Raw genomic sequence first — 19036 nt, forward strand, 5'->3', positions numbered from 1 at the left:
CTCCCGGGTCAGACCCGGTGCCCGCTCCCTCCGCCCGGCCGGCCCGCGTGCCGATGCCGTCCCGCCGGCCCGTCGGGGGCCGGCGTCGCCCGGGCGCGCTCCCGGGCCGGGAGGAGGGGACGTGTCGACCCTGAGGAGGCGCACCCAGGCGGGTGTGCTGGTGACGGCCCTGGTCGCCGGCTACGCGGGAGCGGCGGCCTACACGGCGCTGGCCGCACCCGCCGTGGCGGTCGCCGGGGACTTCGGTCCCGGTGACGGGCTGACCCGCTACGTGGTCACGGCCACGACCGGGGACGCCGCCGGGCTGCTGGACCCGCTGGCCGCGCTGGAGGGCGTGGCCAACGTGCAGCGGCTCAGCGACGGCCGGGCCCTGGTGGCGACCGGCTCGCTCGACGAGGACGACCTGGCCGCCGTCGCCGGCGTGGCCACGGTCGAGCCCTCCCCCACCGCCGAGGTGTTCGGCACGGTCAGCGACCCGCTGGTGCCCGGCTACGGCTGGCACCTGGACAACACCGGCCGCAACGCCCCGGGGCAGACGGCCGTCCCCGACGCCGACACCGACGCCCCCGACGGCTGGGCCGGAGGCCGCGGCTCGGGCGTGGTCGTCGCCGTCGTCGACACCGGGTACGACTCCGACCACGAGGACCTCGCCGGCGCGCTGTGGACCGACCCGGCCGAGGGGTGCGGCACCCTCGACACCGACCGCGACGGCCGGGCCGGCGACTGCCACGGCTGGAACTTCACGACCAACTCGCCCGACGTCGACAACGGCGCCAACGGCAGCCACGGCGCGAGCGTCGCCGGGACCATCGCCGCCCGCGCGGACAACGCCCGCGGCGGCGCCGGCATCGCGCCCGAGGTGTCGATCATGCCGCTCGTCGTGGGCAGCGGGAGCGGGGTCGACGTCCTGCTGGGCGCCGAGGCCATCCGCTACGCCGCCGACCACGGCGCCGACGTCGTCAACGCCTCCTGGGGCGGCCAGCTCTCCGGCTGGCCGCTGGAGGTGCTGCGCTCCGCGGTGGCCTACGCCGGGTCCAAGGGCGTGCTGGTCGTCGTCGCCGCGGGCAACGACTCCGCCGACCGCGACCGCAGCCCGGTCTACCCGGCCAACCTCACCGAGCCCAACGTCATCACCGTCGGCTCGAGCACCGCGGCCGACACGGTGAGCTCCTTCTCCGCCTACGGCGCCACCGCGGTCGACCTGTTCGCCCCGGGCAGCCGGGTGCTGTCCACCTGGAACGACGGCGGCTACCGCCTCGTGGACGGCACCTCCTTCGCCTCGCCGCTCGTCGCGGGCGCCGCGGCCCTCTACCGGGCCGCGCTGCCCGACGCCACGGCCGCGCAGCTGCGCCAGGCGCTGCTCGAGGACGTCGACCCGGTGGTGGCCTTCCGCGGCCGCTCGGTCACCGGCGGCCGGCTCTCGGTCGCCGGCCTGGCCGACGCCGGCCTGGGGGCGGTCGACTACGCCTTCTCCGCGATGACGGCACCCGCCGGCGTGGTGGCCCCGCGGGTCGCGGTGACCGGCACGGCCGCGCCCGGCTCCTTCGCCGTCACCCTGGGCCTCGGCATGCTGCACGAGGGGACCGTGTGGGCCGTGGCCGACGTGCCCGTCGTGCTCGACGGCGCCACCGTGACCACGGACGACGCGGGCCAGGCGACCTTCGCCCTCGGCGCCCGCAGCACCCTGGGCGGCCTCACGCTGTCCCCCACCCTGCCGCTGACCGACGGGCGGTACGTGCTCACCGTCCAGCTCACCCGCGACGGGGTGCCGCTCGGCACCACCCGGGCAGCTCCGCTGCTGGTCGGCACGGAGGTCCCGGCCGGTCCGGGCACGGGCGGCGGCCAGGACGGAGCCGGCACCCCCGACCCGGGGACCGGCCCGGGCTCCCTGCCCGGCACCACCCCGGGGACCACGCCCGGCACCGCCCCGGGGACCCCGCCGGACAGCGGTTCCGGCAGCACGCCCGGCACGCCGCCCACGACGCCGCCGGGCACCTCGCCGGACGGCGGCGCCGGGACCGGCCCGGGGACCGGCTCCCCGGACGCCGGCTCCCCCGACACCGGCGCGACCCCGGGCACGGGGGACCCCGGCTCGGACGGCTCCGGCGGCTCGGGCGGCTCCGGCGGCTCGGGCGGCTCGGGCGGCTCGGGCGGCTCGGGCGGCTCCGGCGGCTCGGGTGGGCCCGACACCGGCGACGGTGCCGGCACGCCCGACACCGACAACGGCTCGGGCACCGGCGACCCGGGCTCCGGCGGCTCGGGCGGCTCCGGCGGGACCGCCCCGGAGCCCGGCGGCGGCACGGTGACCTACCCGGAGGTGGGCCTCTTCCGGATCACCTCGGTCAGCCCGGTGCGAGTCGACGTGAGCGGCGGCACCCAGGTGCGGATCACCGGTCTGGCGCTGCCCACCGGCGCCCGGGTCCTCGTCGGGGGCACGGCGGCCGGGCAGGTGGTGCGCTCCTCGACCACCGAGCTGGTCTTCCGCACCCCGGCGCGCGCCGCCGGCCGGCACGACCTCGCGGTGTTCGCGCCCGACGGCCGGTCCCAGGTGCTCGACGACGTGCTGGAGTTCGTCGCCGCCGGCGCCACGCCGCCGGCGGACACCCCCGCCCCGGGGGACGCCGGCACCGACCCGGGCACCGCCCCCGCGCCGGGCACGCCGGCGCCGGCGCCGGCCACGCCGCCGACCACGCCGGTCCCGGGCACCCCGCCGGGCAACGGTGCCTCCCCGACGCCGCCGAGCACCGCCACCGGCCCCGGTGGCCAGCGGCTGGTGCGCTCGGCCCGCCTCGCCGCGCTCCCCGCGTCGGTGTGGACGCAGGACTGCTCGTCGTCCTGCCGGGGCGTCGTCCTGGGCGCCTGAGGTCCCGGGCCGGACCGGGGGCCCCGCGCCCCCGGTCCGGCCGGGACCTTGGTCCCGACCTGACGGGCTCGACTGACGTCCGCCCACCCGCCTGCCGATAGCCGGGGCACGACCGACCAGAGGCAGGAGGACACCGCGTGCTGGACACCACCCCGCGGACGACCGCACGACGGGACACGCGCCCACCGGTCCGCCCGACCGGGGAGGAGCGCACCTTCTCGGCGGAGGAGCTCATCGTGTCCAAGACCGACCCGCGCGGGGTGATCACCTACGCCAACGACGTCTTCCTCCGCGTCGGCGCCTACACCCTCGACGAGGTCATCGGGCAGCCGCACAACCTGATCCGGCACCCCGACATGCCGCGCGCGGTCTTCGAGCTGCTGTGGGACACCCTGGCCGCCCGCCAGGAGCTGTTCGCCTACATCGTCAACCTCGCCGCCGACGGCGCCCACTACTGGGTGCTGGCGCACGTGACGCCGTCCTACGGCGCCGACGGCTCGGTCGTGGGCTACCACTCCAACCGCCGCAGGCCCTCCCGGCGTGCGCTCGACCGCGTCCGGCCCCTCTACGAGCAGCTGCTCGCCGAGGAGCGCCGCCACCCCAACGCCCGCGCCGCCGTCACCGCCTCCTCGGCACTGCTCGAGCAGCTCGTCGCCCGGCAGGCCGCGTCCTACGAGGACCTCGTCTGGACGATCGTCACCGAGGAGGAGAACTGACGTGGGCCGCTCCCGGAACCGCGACGCCGACGAGCTCGCCGTCCACCGCGCCTTCGTGCGCCGCCTGACCGAGACCTGCGAGGCGGCCGCCCGCGGTGACCTCGAGGCCCGCGCCGTCCCCGTCGAGGGCTCCGACGCCGTCGCCGAGCTGGTCGCGCTGCAGCACGGCGTCAACCGCACCCTCGACGTCAGCGACGCCTTCGTCCGCGAGTCGCGCGCCGCGCTCGCCTCGGCCGCCGAGGGCCGCTTCCACCGCAAGGTGCTGCTCACCGGGCTCCAGGGCGCCTACCGGCAGGCGGCCACCGACATCAACGCCGCGCGCGACGCCATGCAGCAGACCGCCGGCCGGGTCACCGAGGCCCAGATCTCGCGCCTGCGGCTGGCCGACGACTTCGAGTCCGTCGTCCTGGCGATGAGCGAGCAGGTGGCGACGGCGGCCACGGAGATGAGCGCGTCGGCTGCGGGCCTGACGACGGCGGCCGAGGCGGCCGCGTCCGAGGTCGGCAACGCGACCGAGACCCTCGCCTCCCTCACCCGGACCTCGGCCGAGATCCGCCAGGTCATCGCGCTCATCGAGTCGGTGGCCGCGCAGACCCGGCTGCTCGCGCTCAACGCCACCATCGAGGCGGCCCGCGCCGGCGAGGCGGGCAAGGGCTTCGCCGTGGTCGCCTCCGAGGTCAAGGACCTCGCCGACCAGACCGCGCAGGCGACCGAGCGGGTCACCGCCCAGGTGGAGGCGATCCGGGCGGCCTGCGACGACGTCACCGCGGTGATGGGGACGGTCGGCACCACGGTGGCCGACATGAACGGCCTGGTGGACGGCATCGCCGCGGCCGTCGACGGGTCCGCGTCCCTGGGCGCGACGGCCACCGACGTCACCGGCCTGTCCCAGATGGCCGAGAAGCTGCGGTCCGAGGCGACCGGCTTCCTGGCCGAGATGCGCCGCTGAGCCCGGTGCCGACCGACGCAGGCCCCGGCGGGCTCCCGGCGCCCGCGGGTACCGTGGCCGCCAGTGCGGCGGCCGGTCGGCCGCCTGGTCCTGATGCCGGGCGGGTCCGCCCCGGCCTGCGCGCGGGGAGGGTCGTCCTGGAGGTGCCCGTGCCCGCGGATCCCGCCGTGGGCCCCGACACCGGGAGCGTCTTCGCCGGCGGCGGCGAGAACGGCCGGCTGATGGCCGCCTTCGACTGGTCGACGACGCCGGTCGGGCCGGTGGAGCGCTGGCCGGCCGCCCTGCGCCACGCCGTCCGCACGGTGCTGGCCTCGCGCTTCCCGATGATCCTGACCTGGGGACCGCGGTACACGCAGTTCTACAACGACGCCTACGCCACCCTCATCGGCGCCAAGCACCCCGCCGCGATCGGCGAGGACCTGCGGGTGACCCTCGCCGAGGGGTGGGCGGCGCTGCAGGAACCGGTCGAGCACGCCATGGCCACCCGCGAGGCGTCCTGGATCCCCCAGCTGCTGCTCCTGCTCGAGCGCGCCGGCTACCGCGAGGAGACCTACTTCACCGTCTCCCACGCCCCCGCCTTCGGCGACGCGGGTGAGGTCGCCGGCATGCACGCGGTGTGCACCGAGGTGACCCGCCAGGTGGTCGCCGAGCGGCGCCAGCGGCTGCTGCACGCGGTGTCCACCGCCGCCGGCCGGCGGGAGGACGAGCGCGACCTCGCCGTCCGGGTCTGCCGCGCGCTGGACGACGGCCTGCTCGACGTCCCCCTCGCCGCCGTCTACCTCACCGGGGACGACGGCGGGCGGCTGCACCGGGCCGCGGTCACCGGGGTGGACGCGGAGCGGCTGCCCGCCGTCGCCGCGACCGCCGGGGAGCTGGCCACGGTGGACGTCGCCGGCCTCGGCGTCCCCGGTGGTCCGTTCGGCGACCCGGTCACCGACGCGGTCGTGCTCCCGCTGTCGGGCGGGTCCGGCCGCGAGCCGGTGGGCGCGCTGCTGGTGGGCGTGACCCCCAACCGGGCGCTGGACGCCGAGTACCGCACCTTCCACGAGCTGCTGGCCGGACAGGTGGCCGGCGCCGTCGTCGACGCGCGGGCCTACGCCGCCGAGCGCGCCCGCGCCGAGGCCCTGGCCGAGCTCGACCGCGCCAAGACCACCTTCTTCTCCGACGTCAGCCACGAGCTGCGCACCCCGCTGACCCTCCTGCTGGCGCCGATCACCGACGCCCTGACCGACGCGGGCGGCGAGCTGCCGCCCGCCGTGCGCGACCAGCTGGCCCTCGCGCTGCGCAACGGCCAGCGGCTCAAGCGGCTGGTCGACGACCTGCTGGAGTTCGTCAGCATCGAGTCCGGCCGGACGGCGGCCGTCCGGGTCGAGACCGACCTGGCCACCGCCACCGCCGAGCTGGCCGGCGTCCTGCGCGCCGCCGCCGAGCGGGCCGGGCTCACCCTCACCGTCGACTGCCCGCCGCTGCCGCGCCCGGCCGCCGTCGACCCGCGGATGTGGGAGAAGGTCGTCCTCAACCTGGTCGCCAACGCGGTCAAGTACACCTTCGTCGGCGGGATCACCGTCTCGCTGCGCGCCCAGGGCGACGAGGTCGTCCTGCGCGTCTCCGACACCGGCGTGGGCATCCCCGCCGCCGAGCTGCCCGCGCTCTTCGAGCGCTTCCACCGGGTCACCGACTCCCCCGCCCGCAGCCGGGAGGGCACTGGCCTGGGCCTGGCGCTGGTGCGCGAGCTGGCCGCACTGCACGGCGGCACGGCCGACGTCGAGAGCGAGCCCGGGGTGGGCAGCACCTTCACCGTGCGGCTGCCCTTCGGCGAGCCCGACACCACCGCCGTCCCGCTGCCGGGAACGGCCGCCGTCCGCGGCGCCGCGCTGACCCCCTGGGACGACGGCCCGACCTGGTCCGACCGCCCGGCCGCCCACGACGGCGTCCTGGGCACCGTGCTCGTCGTCGACGACAACGCCGACATGCGCGCCTACCTGACCCGACTGCTGTCCCCGTCCTGGACGGTGCGGACGGCGCCCGACGGCGAGGAGGCGTTGCGCGAGGTGGCCCGCGCGCGGCCGGACGTCGTGCTGACCGACGTGATGATGCCCGGCGTCGACGGCTTCGGGCTGCTGCGGGCGCTGCGCGCCGACCCGGGCACCGGCGCCGTCCCGGTCGTCATGCTCACCGCCCGAGCCGGGCAGGAGGCGGCCGTCGAGGGCTTCGACGCCGGCGTCGACGACTACCTGGCCAAGCCCTTCGAGTCCGCGGAGCTGCTCGGCCGGCTGCGCGCGGTGCTCGAGCGCTCCCGCGGCCGCCGCGAGCCCGCGCCCCCGGCCCCGGCCCCGGCCCCGGCCCCGGCAGGCCACCCGGCGCCGCGGCCGCCCCGCCCCCGGGACGAACGGGTCACCCCCACCGTCCCCGCCCCGGTCAAGTCCGCCACCGCGTCGGCGACCGTGTGGCGCTTCCCGTCCACCCGCGCGTCCATCCCGCCGCTGCGGCGCCGGCTGCGCGCGCTGCTCGCCGACGCCGGGCTCGACGAGGACCGCGCCTACGACCTCGTCCTGGCCGCCTGCGAGGCCGCCACCAACGCCGTCGAGCACGCCCAGGACCCGACCGAGCCGTTCGTCGACGTGCGGGTGGCGGTGGACGACGACGCCGTCGAGATCGCCGTCCGCGACCACGGCCAGTGGCGCGAGCGGACCGCGAGCATGGACCGCGGCCGCGGGTCGATGCTCATGAGCGCCGTCGCCGACGTGGTGGCGACCCCGGGTCCGGACGGCACGACGGTCGTGATCCGCAGCCCGCGCCCCTCCGACGGGGGCACCGCGGCCTGACCGGCGCCGCGGCTTGCTACGCTGGCGGACGGCTCCAGGGCCACCGCGGGTGTAGTTCAATGGCAGAACATCAGCTTCCCAAGCTGACAGTGGGGGTTCGATTCCCCTCACCCGCTCCCATCCGAGACGTCACCCACGCGCTCGCCCCGGTCCTGGACCTCTGCCCCCCCCGGTCGACCGCTGGGTATGGGGTCCGCCGCTGTCGCGAGCCCGCCGGGGACACCGCGGGACACTGCCCGAGCAGCTCGGAGGCCGTGGCAGCCTCTGGGAGGTGACCAGCTGGAGCATCGCCCTCGCCGTTGCTGCCGCGGTGCTCGGCCTGGCCGGCCTGACGATGAGCGTCCTCGGCTACCTCGACATCCAGCGCGAGAAGGCGAAGCCCAGCACCTGGCACGACGTCGGCGAGATCCGTGAGTTGATCGGCGACTCCGTGGTCGGCGCGAACTTGTGGCGGACGTACCTGGCGGTGGGCCTCACCGCGGCCAGCGTCGTGGTCGGCGCCGCGAGCAGCATCACGGGGAGCTTGGCCAACTGAGACGTCAGCAGGCCCACGAGGCACATGGCGACCGGCCTGTTGACCGATTGACGGCAGAGGTGCTGACTTCACCGACGACTCGAGCTGGCCCCGTCCCCACACGCTCCTCACCTGCGGAAACTGTCGTACCCGGGTCGTAGGTTCGGTTCGTGGAGCAGATCGGGGAGGACGCGCCGCCGTGCGACGGCGGTCTGCTCGACCTGCTCGTCGCGGGTGCGCCGGAGGTGCAGCGCTTGCCGGTGGCGTTGCTGTCGCGGGAGCAGAAGGCCGCCGAGCTGGCGCGGGTGCAGGCGCGCAAGGCGATGGACGCCGCGTACGAGGCCGAGCTGGTCCTCGGGCTGGCCGACGACAGTCCCGACGACCTCGACCCACCGCCCGGGACACCGGGGGCGCGACGGGGGTCGTGGGCGCCGGACCCCGAGCTTCCGGGTGTCTCGGAGTTCTTCACCGCCGAGCTGGCGGTGGTGCTCAACTGCGGCCGCCGGTCAGCGTCGCTGCTCGCGCACCGGGCCTGGGTCTACCGGGAGTCGCTGCCCGCGACCTGGGCGGCGCTCGCTTCGGGGCTGCTGGACGAGGCGCGGGTGAAGGTGCTCGTCGACGTGCTGCAGCACACCGACCCGATCGTGGCCCGCGAGGTCGAGGCCCGGCTGATCGGGCAGGCCGCGGGCTGGACCACCCACACCTTGCGCAAGCGCGCCGTCGCGGCGCTGCTGGCGGTCGATGCCGACGCGGTCGATGCCCGACGCAAGGACGCCGAGCGGCAGGCCGACGTGCGGGTCTATCCCTCCCCGCGGGAGGGCATGTCCACGCTGGCCGCGGACCTGCCGGCGCCGGTGGCGGCGGCCTGCGTCGACCTGGTCGACCAATTGGCCGTGCTCCTGAAGAAGGAGGGCGACGAGCGGCCCATCGGGCAGCTGCGTGCGGCGGTGCTGGCGGATCTGATCCAGCGGCCGTGGGACACCAGCCGTCCGGCGGTGACCGCGCACCTGCAGCTGATCGCCAGCCTCGAGGCGCTGCGCGGGGAGTCGGCCGAGGCGGGCGAGGTCAACGGGCTGCCGATCACCATCGGCCATCTCCGCGAGCTGCTGCGCGCACTCGACACCCTCGGCCTGCGCACCCCGGAGGGTGGGTCGGTGACGCTGGCGCTCACCGAGGACGACGGCGCGCTGCGCGCCACCAGCACCCTCGACCAGCTCCGCCGCCTCGCCCGCCGCGGCTGCCCGGAGCACCCGGACGACGGGTGCGGGTGTGCGGTGCTCGACCGGCCCGCGCCGGTCGATCGGTACGACCCGAGTGCGGCGCAGCAGACCTTCGTGCACACCCGCGACCGCACCTGCCGCTTCCCCGGCTGCGGCCAACGCGTGGGGTGGGCCGACGCCGACCACGTCATCCCGCACGCACACGGCGGCGCCACCGACTGCGCGAACCTGTGCTGCCTGTGCCGCAGCCACCACCGCCTCAAGACCTTCGCCCGCGGCTGGCGGTTCGAGATGAGCGCCGACGGGGTGCTCACCGTGACCACCCCGTCCGGGATCACCCGCACGACCAGGCCACCGGGGATGCGACCACCACCAGGCGCCGCCACCACGGAGCGAGCGGACGACACGGGTCCACCACCGGAGGAGCCGGCCGAGCCCGACGAGGACCTGCCGCCCTTCTGACACCCGGCGCGCCGGCAGGGCCATCCGCGACCACCAGAAACGCTCGTGGGCACCCGACAACCCGGTTGTCGGTCCCGGGCGCGACTGCGAGGGTCGCCGCGTGCCCGAACCCGGACCGCTGGTCTCGGCCCTGCGGACCTGGGCGGCGCGCGGCGTCGGGGACGAGGAGGCCGCGGCGTCCGCCCGGCGGCTGTGCGCGGCGGCCGGCACCCACACCGTGGTGCTCGTCGAGGGGCTGAGCGACCACGAGGCCGTGGTGGCGGTCGCGGCGGCGCAGGGGCGCAACCTGGCCGCGGAGGGCGTGTGCGTCGTCCCGATGGGCGGGGCCACCAACGTCCGCCGCCACCTGGCCGTCCTCGGGCCCCGCGGGCTCGACGTCCGCGTCGCGGGCCTCTACGACGCCGCGGAGGAACCCGTCGTCCGCGCGGCACTGGCCCGACACGGGTCGGGGCCGGAAGCCCCGGCCTCCCGGGCGGACCTGGCACGACGCGGCTTCTTCGCGTGCGTCGCCGACCTCGAGGACGAGCTGATCCGGGCGGTGGGCACGGCGGGCGTCGAGGCGGTGGTCCGGGAGCAGGGCGAGTCGCGCGGGCTGGCCACGCTCCGGCACCAGCCCGCCCACCGGGGACGTCCTCCGGAGCAGCAGCTGCACCGGTTCCTCGGCACCACCAGCGGCCGCAAGGCCCGCTACGCGCGGGCGCTCGCCGAGCGGCTCGACCCGTCGGCGACGCCCGCCCCGCTGGAGGGGCTGCTGGCCGCGACCCGGCTCGGCGCACTGCCGGCACTCTCTCCAGCGTGAGCCCACCGCGGCGCAGCGCGCCCGCCCGCTCGTGGACACCGGGTCGACCGCCGGCGCCCCCGGGACCCGTCGCAGCCGCCGCGACCGATGAGTCCGCCGCCGGGCGCCGGTCGAGAGGGCATGAGCGCGGCGGAGGTCGTGGCCGTGCCGGCGGTCGACGACGGCCCGGCCTGGGCGCGGGTGGCCCTGCTGGTCACCCGGGGACGCGCCGTCGTCGTCACCGTCGACCCGCAGGCGTCCGTCGACCTGGCCACCGTCGACCTGCTGGCCCGGCTGGTCCTCGCCGCCCGCCGCTCCGGCGGGTGCCTCGTGGTCGACCCGCCGCACCCGGGTCTGCGGCGGGCCGCCGCCCTCCTCGGTCTGCGCGAGGCCCTCGGCCTCTGAGGGCGGCTCAGTCGGTGCCGGACTCCATCGCCGCCCGGTCGAGCAGCTCCTCGTCCCCGCCGCGGGCGCCGAGCGAGGCGATCGCCTCGGCGCCGCCCTCCGGCATGGCGCCGATGAGCCCGGTGGCCGCGGCCTGCGCCGCACCGACCAGCGCGGGCTGCTCGGTGCCGACCATCCCGAGGGCGGCGTACTGCTCGAGCTTGGCGCGGGAGTCGGCGATGTCGAGGTTGCGCATGGTCAGCTGCCCGATCCGGTCGCCGGGGCCGAAGGCGGGCTCCTCGGTGCGTTCCATCGACAGCTTGTCCGGGTGGTAGCTGAACGCCGGCCCGGTGGTGTCGAGCACCGACCAGTCCTCGCCGCGGCGCAGCCGCAGGGTCACCTCGCCGGTGACCGCCATGCCGACCCAGCGCTGCAGCGACTCGCGCAGCATGAGCGCCTGGGGGTCCAGCCAGCGGCCCTCGTACATGAGCCGGCCCAGCCGGCGGCCCTGCAGGTGGTAGGTCTCGAGGGTGTCCTCGTTGTGGATGGCGTTGACCAGCCGTTCGTAGGCCGCGTGCAGCAGCGCCATGCCCGGTGCCTCGTAGATGCCGCGGCTCTTGGCCTCGATGACCCGGTTCTCGATCTGGTCGCTCATGCCCAGCCCGTGCCGGCCGCCGATCGCGTTGGCCTCGAGCACCAGGTCGACGGCGGAGTCGAACTCCTTGCCGTCGATCGACACCGGCCGCCCGTGCGCGAAGCCGATCGTGACGTCCTCGGTGGGGATCTCCACGGCGGGGTCCCAGAACCGCACGCCCATGATCGGCTCGACGATCTCGATGCTGGCGTCGAGGTGCTCGAGCCGCTTGGCCTCGTGGGTGGCGCCCCAGATGTTGGCGTCGGTCGAGTAGGCCTTCTCCGCGCTGTCCCGGTAGGGCAGGCCGTGCGCGGTCAGCCACTCCGACATCTCCTTGCGGCCGCCGAGCTCGTCGACGAACTGCGCGTCCAGCCACGGCTTGTAGATCCGCAGCGACGGGTTGGCCAGCAGGCCGTAGCGGTAGAAGCGCTCGATGTCGTTGCCCTTGAACGTCGAGCCGTCGCCCCAGATCTGCACGTCGTCCTCGAGCATCGCGCGCACCAGCAGCGTGCCGGTGACCGCGCGGCCCAGCGGGGTGGTGTTGAAGTAGCTGCGCCCGCCCGAGCGGATGTGGAAGGCGCCGCAGGTCAGCGCCGCCAGGCCCTCCTCGACCAGCGCCTCCCGGCAGTCGACGAGCCGGGCGATCTCCGCGCCGTACGCCCCGGCGCGGCCGGGCACCGAGGCGATGTCGGGCTCGTCGTACTGGCCGAGGTCGGCGGTGTAGGTGCAGGGGACGGCGCCCCGGTCGCGCATCCAGGCCACCGCCACGGAGGTGTCCAGACCACCCGAGAAGGCGATCCCGACGCGTTCGCCGACGGGCAGCTGGCTGAGCACCTTGGACATGGCATCAGTATGCACGACCCTGCATGACGACTCACAGGTGGGCCACCCACCCGGCTCAACCCCCGGTGGCCACCGGTCGGTCGGGGTCGCCGCTGTACTGCGACCACGAGCCGGGGTAGAGCCGGCCGGCCGGCAGCCCCGCCCGCTCCATCGCCAGCAGGTCGTGGCAGGCCGTCACGCCGGAGCCGCAGTACACGACCACCGGGTCCGCACCCGTCACGCCCGCGGCGGCGAACCGCTCGCGCAGCGCGGCGGCGGGGAGGAAGCGCCCGTCGCCGTCCAGGTTCGCCCGGCACGGCACGTTGACGGCGCCGGGCACGTGCCCGGCCCGGGGGTCCACCGGCTCGTGCTCGCCGCGGAAGCGGGCGGGCTCGCGGGCGTCGACCACCAGGTTCGCCGGGTCGACGGCGTCCTCGATCCCGGCCAGCCGCTCGGCCGGCCACGGCCGGGCGGTGAACGCCGCGGGCCGGACCGCGGGCTCGGCCTGCTCCAGCGGGCCGTCCCAGGCGGCGAGCCCGCCGTCGAGCAGGGCCGCCTCGTGGCCGGTCACCCGGAGCAGCCAGACCAGCCGGGCGGCGATCACGCCACCGGCGTCGTCGTAGGCCACCACGGTGTCGTCGTCGCCGATGCCCAGAGCGGCCAGGCCGGCGGCGAAGACCTCCGGGTCGGGCAACGGGTGGCGGCCCTCGGCGGGGCTGCCGGGCGCGGCCAGCCAGCGGTCGAGGTCGACGAACACCGCGCCGGGCAGGTGCCCGGCCTCGTAGGCGGCGCGGCCGGACCGGCCGTCGAGGTACCAGCGGACGTCGGCGAGCCGGACGCCGCCGCGGTGGTCCCGCCACCAGGCGACGTCGACGACAGGGGGCAGCACGCCGGCGACCCTACGGGCGCCGTCTGCGAGCCTGGCCGCGTGCTGCTCTCCCCCGCCGACGAGGCCGGCCTGGTGGCGCGGCTGCGCGCGGCCGGCTGCGTCTTCGCCGAGGACGAGGCCCGGCTGCTCGCCGGTGCCGCGGCCGACGCCGCCGACCTCGACGCGCTGGCCGGACGCCGGGCCGCCGGGTCCCCGCTGGAGCACCTGCTCGGCGCCGTCGAGTTCTGCGGGCTGCGGATCGCCGTCGGCCCGGGCGTCTTCGTCCCCCGCCAGCGCACGGCGGCGCTCGTCGCGCGCGCGGCGGAGGTGGCGCGGGCCGTCGCCGCCCGGACCGGACGGCGACCGGTCGCGGTCGACCTGTGCTGCGGCTCCGGCGCGGTCGGGCTGGCACTGGCCACCGCCGTGCGCCTGCACGAGCTGCACGCCGCCGACGTCGACCCCGCCGCGCTGCCCTACGCGCGGCGCAACCTCGGCCCGGTCGGCGGCCAGGTGCACGGCGGCGACCTCTACGGCGCCCTGCCGCCGCGGCTGCGCGGCCGGGTCGACGTCCTCGTCGTCAACGCGCCCTACGTGCCCACCGCCGCGCTGGACCTCCTGCCGCCGGAGGCCCGGCTGCACGAGCCGCGCACCGCGCTCGACGGGGGTCCCGACGGACTGGACGTGCACCGCCGGGTGCTCGCCGGCGCGCCGGCCTGGCTCGCCCCCGGGGGCGGCCTGCTGGTCGAGGTGGGCGCAGCCCAGGCGCCGGCGCTGGCGGCGGCCGCCGGCGCGGCCGGGCTGGACGTCCGGACCGACACCGACCCCGACGACGGGACCACCGTCGTCACGGCCACTCCCACCTGCGGATCGGCCGTCTGAGTTCCGCTTTCCGGGTCCTTGGTCCCTGTCCGAACGGGCAGGTGGACGCGAGGATCGTCACATGGCCGACACGCCCGTGGAACCGCTCCGGCTGGCTCCCCTGCTGCCGCGCCGCCCCCGCCCCCGCCTCGTGGTGCACGTCGACGGCTCCCCCTCCTCCTACGGGGCCCTCGTGTGGGCGCTGCGCGAGGCGGCCCGCCGGGACGGCACGGTGCTCGCCGCGGGCGTGGTCGACGGCTCGGCCGACAGCCTGGTGCCGGTGCCGCGCGGGGCCGGCGAGCGGCAGCGGGCCGAGGTGCTGGCCCAGGTCGAGGCGCAGGTGGTGCGGGCGATCGCGGAGACCGGCGTGACCGGCCGCGTGCGCACGGCCACCGTGGAGCAGCCCGTCTTCGACGCCCTGGAGGCCGCCGGCCGCGGCGGTGACCTGGTGCTCGTCTCCGGATCCGGCCGCACGCTGTTGCGACCGGTCGTCCCCCGCTCCCACGGGCGCCGCCTGGCCCGCGGCGCGTGAACCCCCCCGCCGTCGACCGGCGGAGGCAGGACAGACCCTCCGGACGGGCCGTGACCCCGCCCGGCCCGGAGGGCCCGCCGACCGGGGGAGAACCGGCGCTGGCCGCCGCGGTGCGGGCCGCGGCCGCGGGCGGTCACCTGGAGGCGACGCTGCGCGACCTCGTCGAGGCCGCGGTCGCGCACGTCGACGCGACCTACGGCGCGCTCGGCGTGCTCACCCGCGACGGCAGCCGGCTGGACCGGTTCGTCATCGCCGGGATGGACGACGGCGACGGCGAGCGCATCGGCCGGTTGCCGGCCGGGGACGGCATCCTCGGCCAGCTCGTCGAGCACCCGGTGCCGCTGCGGCTCGCCGACCTCGGCGCCCACCCGGCGTCCGTCGGCTTCCCCGACGGGCACCCGCCGATGCGCTCCTTCCTCGGGGTCCCGGTGTGCGTGCGCGACGCCGTCTTCGGCCACCTCTACCTCACCGAGAAGCGCGACGGCGGGCCGTTCACCGAGGCCGACGAGGAGGCGGTGCTCGCGCTGGCCGCCGCGGCGGGGCTGGCCATCGAGAACGCGCGGCTCGCCGAGGCCGCCGAGCGGGGCCGGGCGTGGGTGCAGGCGGCCACCGAGGTGTCGACGACGCTGCTGTCGGGCGCCGACCCGGTCGCGGTGCTGCAGACGGTGGTCGAGCGCGCGCACCTGCTCAGCGGGGCCGACCTCGCGGGCGTGCTGGTCGCGCAGGAGGACGGCGCCGGCGCGCTGACCATCGTCGCGGCCGCGGGGCCGGCAGCCGACGAGCTCGAGGGCGTGCACATCCCCCTGCGGGACACCCACGTCGGGCGGGTGCACCGCACCGGGGTCGGCGAGCTCGTCGACGACATCCGCGCCGACCCGGTGCACGGCCGGCACGCGCCGGTGGCGGTGGAGCTCGTCCCGGACTACCGGTCGGCGGTCATCGCGCCGCTGGGTCGCTCGCTCGGCACGGTGATCTGCCTGCGCCGGGACGGGCGCGAGCCGTTCGACACCGAGGACCTCGACGCGCTGTCGGCCTTCGCCGCGCAGGTCGCCGTCGCCCTGGAGCTGGCCCGCAGCCAGCTGCGGGAGCGCCGGCTGCAGGTGCAGGCCGACCGCGACCGCATCGCCCGCGACCTGCACGACCACGTCGTCCAGCGGCTCTACGCCACCGCGCTCAGCCTCGACCGGGTCGGCCGGGCGCTGGAGGACGCCGACCCGTACGCCGCGCACCGGGTGGGCCGCAGCGTCGACGAGCTCGACGCCACGATCGCCCAGATCCGCTCGACCATCTTCGGCCTGCACGACGGCGCCACCGCCCCCGCCGGGCTGGGCCGGCTGCTCACCGACGCCGTCCGGCAGGCCACCGAGGGCTCGGCGGTGCAGCCGGACCTGCGGCTGCGCGGGGACCTCGAGGGACTGCCGGCCGCGCTGGCCGCCGACGTGCTCGCCGTCGTGCGCGAGCTGGTGAGCAACGTCGTCCGGCACGCGGACGCCACCCGGGTGGCGGTGACCGTGGACGCCGGTGACCAGAACCCCTCCGGCGAGGTCGTCGTGGTGGTCACCGACGACGGCCGGGGCCTGCCGGCGGTGTCGGTGCGCAGCGGCCTGGCCAACCTCGCCGAGCGGGCCGCGTGGCACCGCGGCCGGCTGACCACCGCCGGGGGCCCGGCCGGGACCCAGGTGACCTGGACGGTCCCGCGCCCGCCCGCGTGACCGCTCAGCCGGGCCGGTGCCCGCGCAGCTCGGTGGCCAGGATGGCGGCCTGGGTGCGCCGCTCCAGGCCCAGCTTGGCCAGCAGGTGGCTGGTGTAGTTCTTCACCGTCTTCTCCGCCAGGCCCATCCGCTCGCCGATCTGCCGGTTGGTCAGGCCCTCGCCGATGAGCGCCAGCACGCTGCGCTCCTGCTCGGTGAGCACCGCCAGCCGCCGCGAGACCTCGCCGTCGGCGCGGGGTCGCCGGCCCGGGCCGTTGGTCAGCGTGCCGCCGGACGCGACGGTGTGCACCGCCGAGACCAGGTCCGCGCCGCGCACCTGCTTGACCACGTACCCGGCCGCGCCCGCGGCGAGGGCGGCGGCGATGGCGTCCTCGTCGGCGTAGCTGGACAGCACCAGGCAGCGCACCGCGGGCAGCCGCTCGCGCAGCAGGCGGACGAGGTCGGCGCCGTCGCCGTCGGGCAGCCGCATGTCCACGACGGCGACGTCGGGCCGGACGGCGGGACCGCGCGCGAGCGCCTCGGCGACGCTGCCCGCCTCCCCCACCACCACCAGCCCGGGGTCGTCCTCGAGCACCTCGGCGACACCGCGACGGACGACCTCGTGGTCGTCGATCAGGAACACCCGGACGGGGGACGAGGTGGCGGACACGGGCGGCCTCCCCTGCACGGCGGCTGTGGTGACACAGCGTAGTGCCGGATCGGCTCCGACGGCGCGTTCAGGCGGGCAGCAGTAGCGCTGCGTACAAGGTCAGTCCCGGACCGAAGGCCATCGCGACGACCGGGCCGTCGACGTCGGCCAGCTCCTGCAGCACCAGCAGGACGGTGGCCGACGAGCAGTTGCCGTGCTCGGCCAGCACCCGCCGGGAGGCGCCCATCTGCTGCTCGCTCAGCCCGAGCTCGTCGCGGACGACGTCGAGGATCCGCGGGCCGCCGGGGTGCACCGCCCAGCCGGCCACGTCCTCCACCCGCAGGCCGGCGCCGTCCAGCAGCTCGGCGACCACGTCGCCGACGTGCCGCGACAGCACGTCGGGCACCCGCGGCGACAGGCCCATCCGGAAGCCCAGGTCGGTGACGTCCCAGGTCATGTGGTCGGCGGTGGAGGGGTCGGTCCGCGCGACCACCCCGGCCAGCCGCCGCCCGCGGCCGGCGCCGGGCTCGACGACGACGGCGGCCGCGGCGTCGGAGAACAGCGCGTGCGCGACCACCTGGTCCAGCTCCCGCCGGGCCGGCTGCACGTGCAGGCTGGTCAGCTCGCAGCACAGCAGCACCGCGGGGCGGGAGCGGGCCGTGACGAAGTCGCCGACGGCGGCCAGCCCCGGGACCGCCGCGTAGCAGCCCATGTGGCCGACGAGCAGCCGCTGCAGGCCCGGCGGCATGCCGAGGTCGCTGGCCAGCCGGATGTCCAGGCCGGGGGTGGCGTAGCCGGTGCAGGTGGCCACCGCGAACAGGCCGACGTCGCCCGGCGCCAGGCCGGCGTCGTCCAGCGCACCGGCGACCGCCTGCTTGCCCAGGGGCAGCGCCTCCTGGACGTAGCGGGCCATCCGCGCGCCGGTGCTCCACCGGCTGAGGTCCTCGTCGACGGGGTTGGCGACGGCGTGCCGGCTGCGCACCCCGGAGCCGTCCCAGATCCGGCGGGCCGCCCGCACGCCCGCGTAGTGCCGGGCGAAGAAGCCCTCCCAGGCGGCGTCCTGGTCCAGGGACGCGGGGAGCGCGGCGCCGGCGCCGGTGAGCACCGCGGTGCTCACCGGCGCTGCCCCGGGGCCGACGTGCTGGTCAGCAGCGAGGTCATGCCCCGACCGTACGTGCGGCCCCGGTGGCGCGCTCCCGCGGTTCCCCGTCCTCCCGCTTGCGCCCGTAGCCGGCGAAGAGCACCGCCGTCGTCGGGAGCTCCCGCATGCGCACCACCGCGCGCCGGCCGCGCCGCCAGGCCAGCACGTCGCGCAGCGACGGGCGCAGGCCCACCAGCCGGAGGTCCAGGCCCAGCCGGTCGGCCGCGGCCAGCAGCCGCCGCCGGTCGACGAACAGCGCGGGGTCGTGGATCCCCGGTGGCGGGCCGCCCGGCAGCCGCTCGGCGATCCGGACGGCGATCAGCCCCGCCAGCCGGGTGGCGGCGATGGCGTCGACGACCAGCGTGCCGCCGGGCCGCAGCACCCGGGCGGCCTCGGCCAGCACAGCGACGTCGTCGTCCACGTGCTCGAGCACCTCCCCGGCCACCACCACGTCGGCGCACCCGTCGCGCAGCGGCACGGCCAGCACCGAGCCGCGGACGGCGAGCACCCCGTGCCGCGCGGCCACCGCGAGCCCGGGCCCGTTGAGGTCGACGCCCACGTGCCGGTAGCCCAGCCGCGCGGCGTGCGGCGCCATCAGCCCGCCGCCGCAGGCGAGGTCGACCAGCAGCGCGCCCGGCCCGGCGGCCGGCGGGACGTGCCCGGCGCGCGAGGCGGCCAGCCAGTGCAGCATCGCGAAGCCGCCGGACGCCTCCCACCACTGGTCGGCGAGGGCGTCGTACTGCGCCGGGTCGTTGCGGCGCGGGTCGTCGAGGCGCACGCGGCGGACTACTTCTTCAGCGGGTCGTGGCCCCAGTTCATCAGCGAGTACCGCCACCGGGAGTCCTCGACGTCCTCCTTCGCCGGCTCCTGCGCGAGGTGCCGCTTCACGTAGCCGTGCACCTTCTTCATGTGGGCGTAGTCCTCGTCGGTGAGGTCGCCCTTCTCCTTCCGCAGGATCTCGACGATCCGGCGCCCGGACTCGTGCCCGGTGGACTCCCCCGAGCCACCGCTCTTCTGGCCGACCGACTGCGACTCGTCGCTGTCCAGCCACCTCTGCAGCTCCGCGGCGCTCATGTTGACCGCCTCGTCGAAGTCCTTCGTGATCGTGTCCCGGTCGTCGTCGGCCACGG

The 19036-nt window shown here is 76.9% G+C and carries 17 protein-coding genes and 1 tRNA gene; 12 read left to right on the forward strand and 6 right to left on the reverse strand.

The genetic code is table 11. The features are described from left to right. Positions 1-121: 121 nt before the first annotated feature. The 9 genes from BLQ97_RS04065 to BLQ97_RS04105 all read left to right on the forward strand — a co-directional run bounded on the left by BLQ97_RS04065 (position 122) and on the right by BLQ97_RS04105 (position 10732). Positions 122-2863 (forward strand): S8 family serine peptidase, encoded by a 2742-nt coding sequence (locus BLQ97_RS04065; protein ID WP_091363367.1) that lies wholly within the window; start codon positions 122-124, stop codon positions 2861-2863. A 137-nt stretch (positions 2864-3000) separates the two neighbouring features. Then, positions 3001-3579, forward strand: coding sequence for a PAS domain-containing protein (locus tag BLQ97_RS04070; protein WP_217637025.1), 579 nt, complete (start codon positions 3001-3003; stop codon positions 3577-3579). 1 nt (position 3580) lies between these two features. Continuing rightward, positions 3581-4528 carry a methyl-accepting chemotaxis protein gene (locus tag BLQ97_RS04075; RefSeq protein WP_245691784.1) on the forward strand — a complete coding sequence of 316 codons (948 nt, stop codon included), beginning with the start codon at positions 3581-3583 and terminating at the stop codon, positions 4526-4528. A gap of 149 nt (positions 4529-4677) precedes the next feature. Then, entirely contained in the window at positions 4678-7353 is a 2676-nt protein-coding gene (locus BLQ97_RS04080) for an ATP-binding protein (protein ID WP_245691786.1), read from the forward strand. A gap of 45 nt (positions 7354-7398) precedes the next feature. Next, a tRNA-Gly gene (locus BLQ97_RS04085) sits at positions 7399-7469 on the forward strand. Positions 7470-7624: 155 nt separating this feature from the next. Beyond that, entirely contained in the window at positions 7625-7888 is a 264-nt protein-coding gene (locus tag BLQ97_RS04090) for a hypothetical protein (protein WP_091363369.1), read from the forward strand. A gap of 149 nt (positions 7889-8037) precedes the next feature. Then, entirely contained in the window at positions 8038-9549 is a 1512-nt protein-coding gene (locus tag BLQ97_RS04095) for an HNH endonuclease signature motif containing protein (protein ID WP_245691788.1), read from the forward strand. Positions 9550-9649: 100 nt separating this feature from the next. Continuing rightward, positions 9650-10348, forward strand: coding sequence for a TOPRIM nucleotidyl transferase/hydrolase domain-containing protein (locus BLQ97_RS04100; RefSeq protein WP_217637026.1), 699 nt, complete (start codon positions 9650-9652; stop codon positions 10346-10348). Positions 10349-10468: 120 nt separating this feature from the next. Further along, positions 10469-10732 (forward strand): STAS domain-containing protein, encoded by a 264-nt coding sequence (locus BLQ97_RS04105; RefSeq protein WP_091363371.1) that lies wholly within the window; start codon positions 10469-10471, stop codon positions 10730-10732. 7 nt (positions 10733-10739) lie between these two features. On the opposite strand, the gene argG is transcribed toward BLQ97_RS04105, so the two are convergent. Further along, positions 10740-12188: an argininosuccinate synthase gene (argG, locus tag BLQ97_RS04110; RefSeq protein WP_091363373.1), complete on the reverse strand. Its 1449-nt coding sequence runs from the start codon at positions 12186-12188 to the stop codon at positions 10740-10742. Between the two features lie 55 nt (positions 12189-12243). Further along, on the reverse strand, positions 12244-13056 hold the full coding sequence (locus BLQ97_RS04115) for a sulfurtransferase (protein ID WP_091363943.1): 813 nt from the start codon (positions 13054-13056) through the stop codon (positions 12244-12246). A gap of 39 nt (positions 13057-13095) precedes the next feature. Here BLQ97_RS04115 and BLQ97_RS04120 point away from each other — a divergent pair, with 39 nt between their 5' ends. From BLQ97_RS04120 to BLQ97_RS04130, 3 genes are all read left to right on the forward strand, one after another. Continuing rightward, positions 13096-13914 (forward strand): putative protein N(5)-glutamine methyltransferase, encoded by an 819-nt coding sequence (locus BLQ97_RS04120; RefSeq protein ID WP_175471578.1) that lies wholly within the window; start codon positions 13096-13098, stop codon positions 13912-13914. Between the two features lie 61 nt (positions 13915-13975). Then, on the forward strand, positions 13976-14425 hold the full coding sequence (locus tag BLQ97_RS04125) for a universal stress protein (protein ID WP_091363375.1): 450 nt from the start codon (positions 13976-13978) through the stop codon (positions 14423-14425). Positions 14426-14475: 50 nt separating this feature from the next. Next, complete coding sequence (locus BLQ97_RS04130) at positions 14476-16137, forward strand: sensor histidine kinase (protein WP_139173438.1); 1662 nt, start codon at positions 14476-14478, stop codon at positions 16135-16137. 4 nt (positions 16138-16141) lie between these two features. On the opposite strand, the gene BLQ97_RS04135 is transcribed toward BLQ97_RS04130, so the two are convergent. From BLQ97_RS04135 to BLQ97_RS04150, 4 genes are all read right to left on the reverse strand, one after another. Next, the gene (locus tag BLQ97_RS04135) at positions 16142-16786 is read right to left on the reverse strand and encodes a response regulator transcription factor (RefSeq protein WP_091363380.1); all 645 of its coding nucleotides are present in this window, start codon (positions 16784-16786) and stop codon (positions 16142-16144) included. Between the two features lie 67 nt (positions 16787-16853). After that, positions 16854-17882 carry a type III polyketide synthase gene (locus BLQ97_RS04140; RefSeq protein ID WP_091363383.1) on the reverse strand — a complete coding sequence of 343 codons (1029 nt, stop codon included), beginning with the start codon at positions 17880-17882 and terminating at the stop codon, positions 16854-16856. 40 nt (positions 17883-17922) lie between these two features. Next, positions 17923-18684, reverse strand: coding sequence for a methyltransferase domain-containing protein (locus tag BLQ97_RS04145; RefSeq protein WP_091363385.1), 762 nt, complete (start codon positions 18682-18684; stop codon positions 17923-17925). Positions 18685-18692: 8 nt separating this feature from the next. Beyond that, a complete protein-coding gene (locus tag BLQ97_RS04150) occupies positions 18693-19034 on the reverse strand; it encodes a DUF3140 domain-containing protein (protein WP_091363387.1) in 342 nt (113 codons plus the stop codon). Positions 19035-19036: the final 2 nt, after the last annotated feature.

It is taken from the genome of Geodermatophilus telluris (assembly GCF_900102745.1).
Taxonomy (GTDB): domain Bacteria; phylum Actinomycetota; class Actinomycetes; order Mycobacteriales; family Geodermatophilaceae; genus Geodermatophilus; species Geodermatophilus telluris.

Excerpts from the sequence above, each read along its gene's own strand:
- argG (WP_091363373.1), bottom strand. The coding sequence starts at position 12,188 with ATGTCCAAGGTGCTCAGCCAGCTGCCCGTCGGCGAACGCGTCGGGATC.
- BLQ97_RS04105 (WP_091363371.1), top strand. The coding sequence starts at position 10,469 with ATGAGCGCGGCGGAGGTCGTGGCCGTGCCGGCGGTCGACGACGGCCCG.
- BLQ97_RS04125 (WP_091363375.1), top strand. The coding sequence starts at position 13,976 with ATGGCCGACACGCCCGTGGAACCGCTCCGGCTGGCTCCCCTGCTGCCG.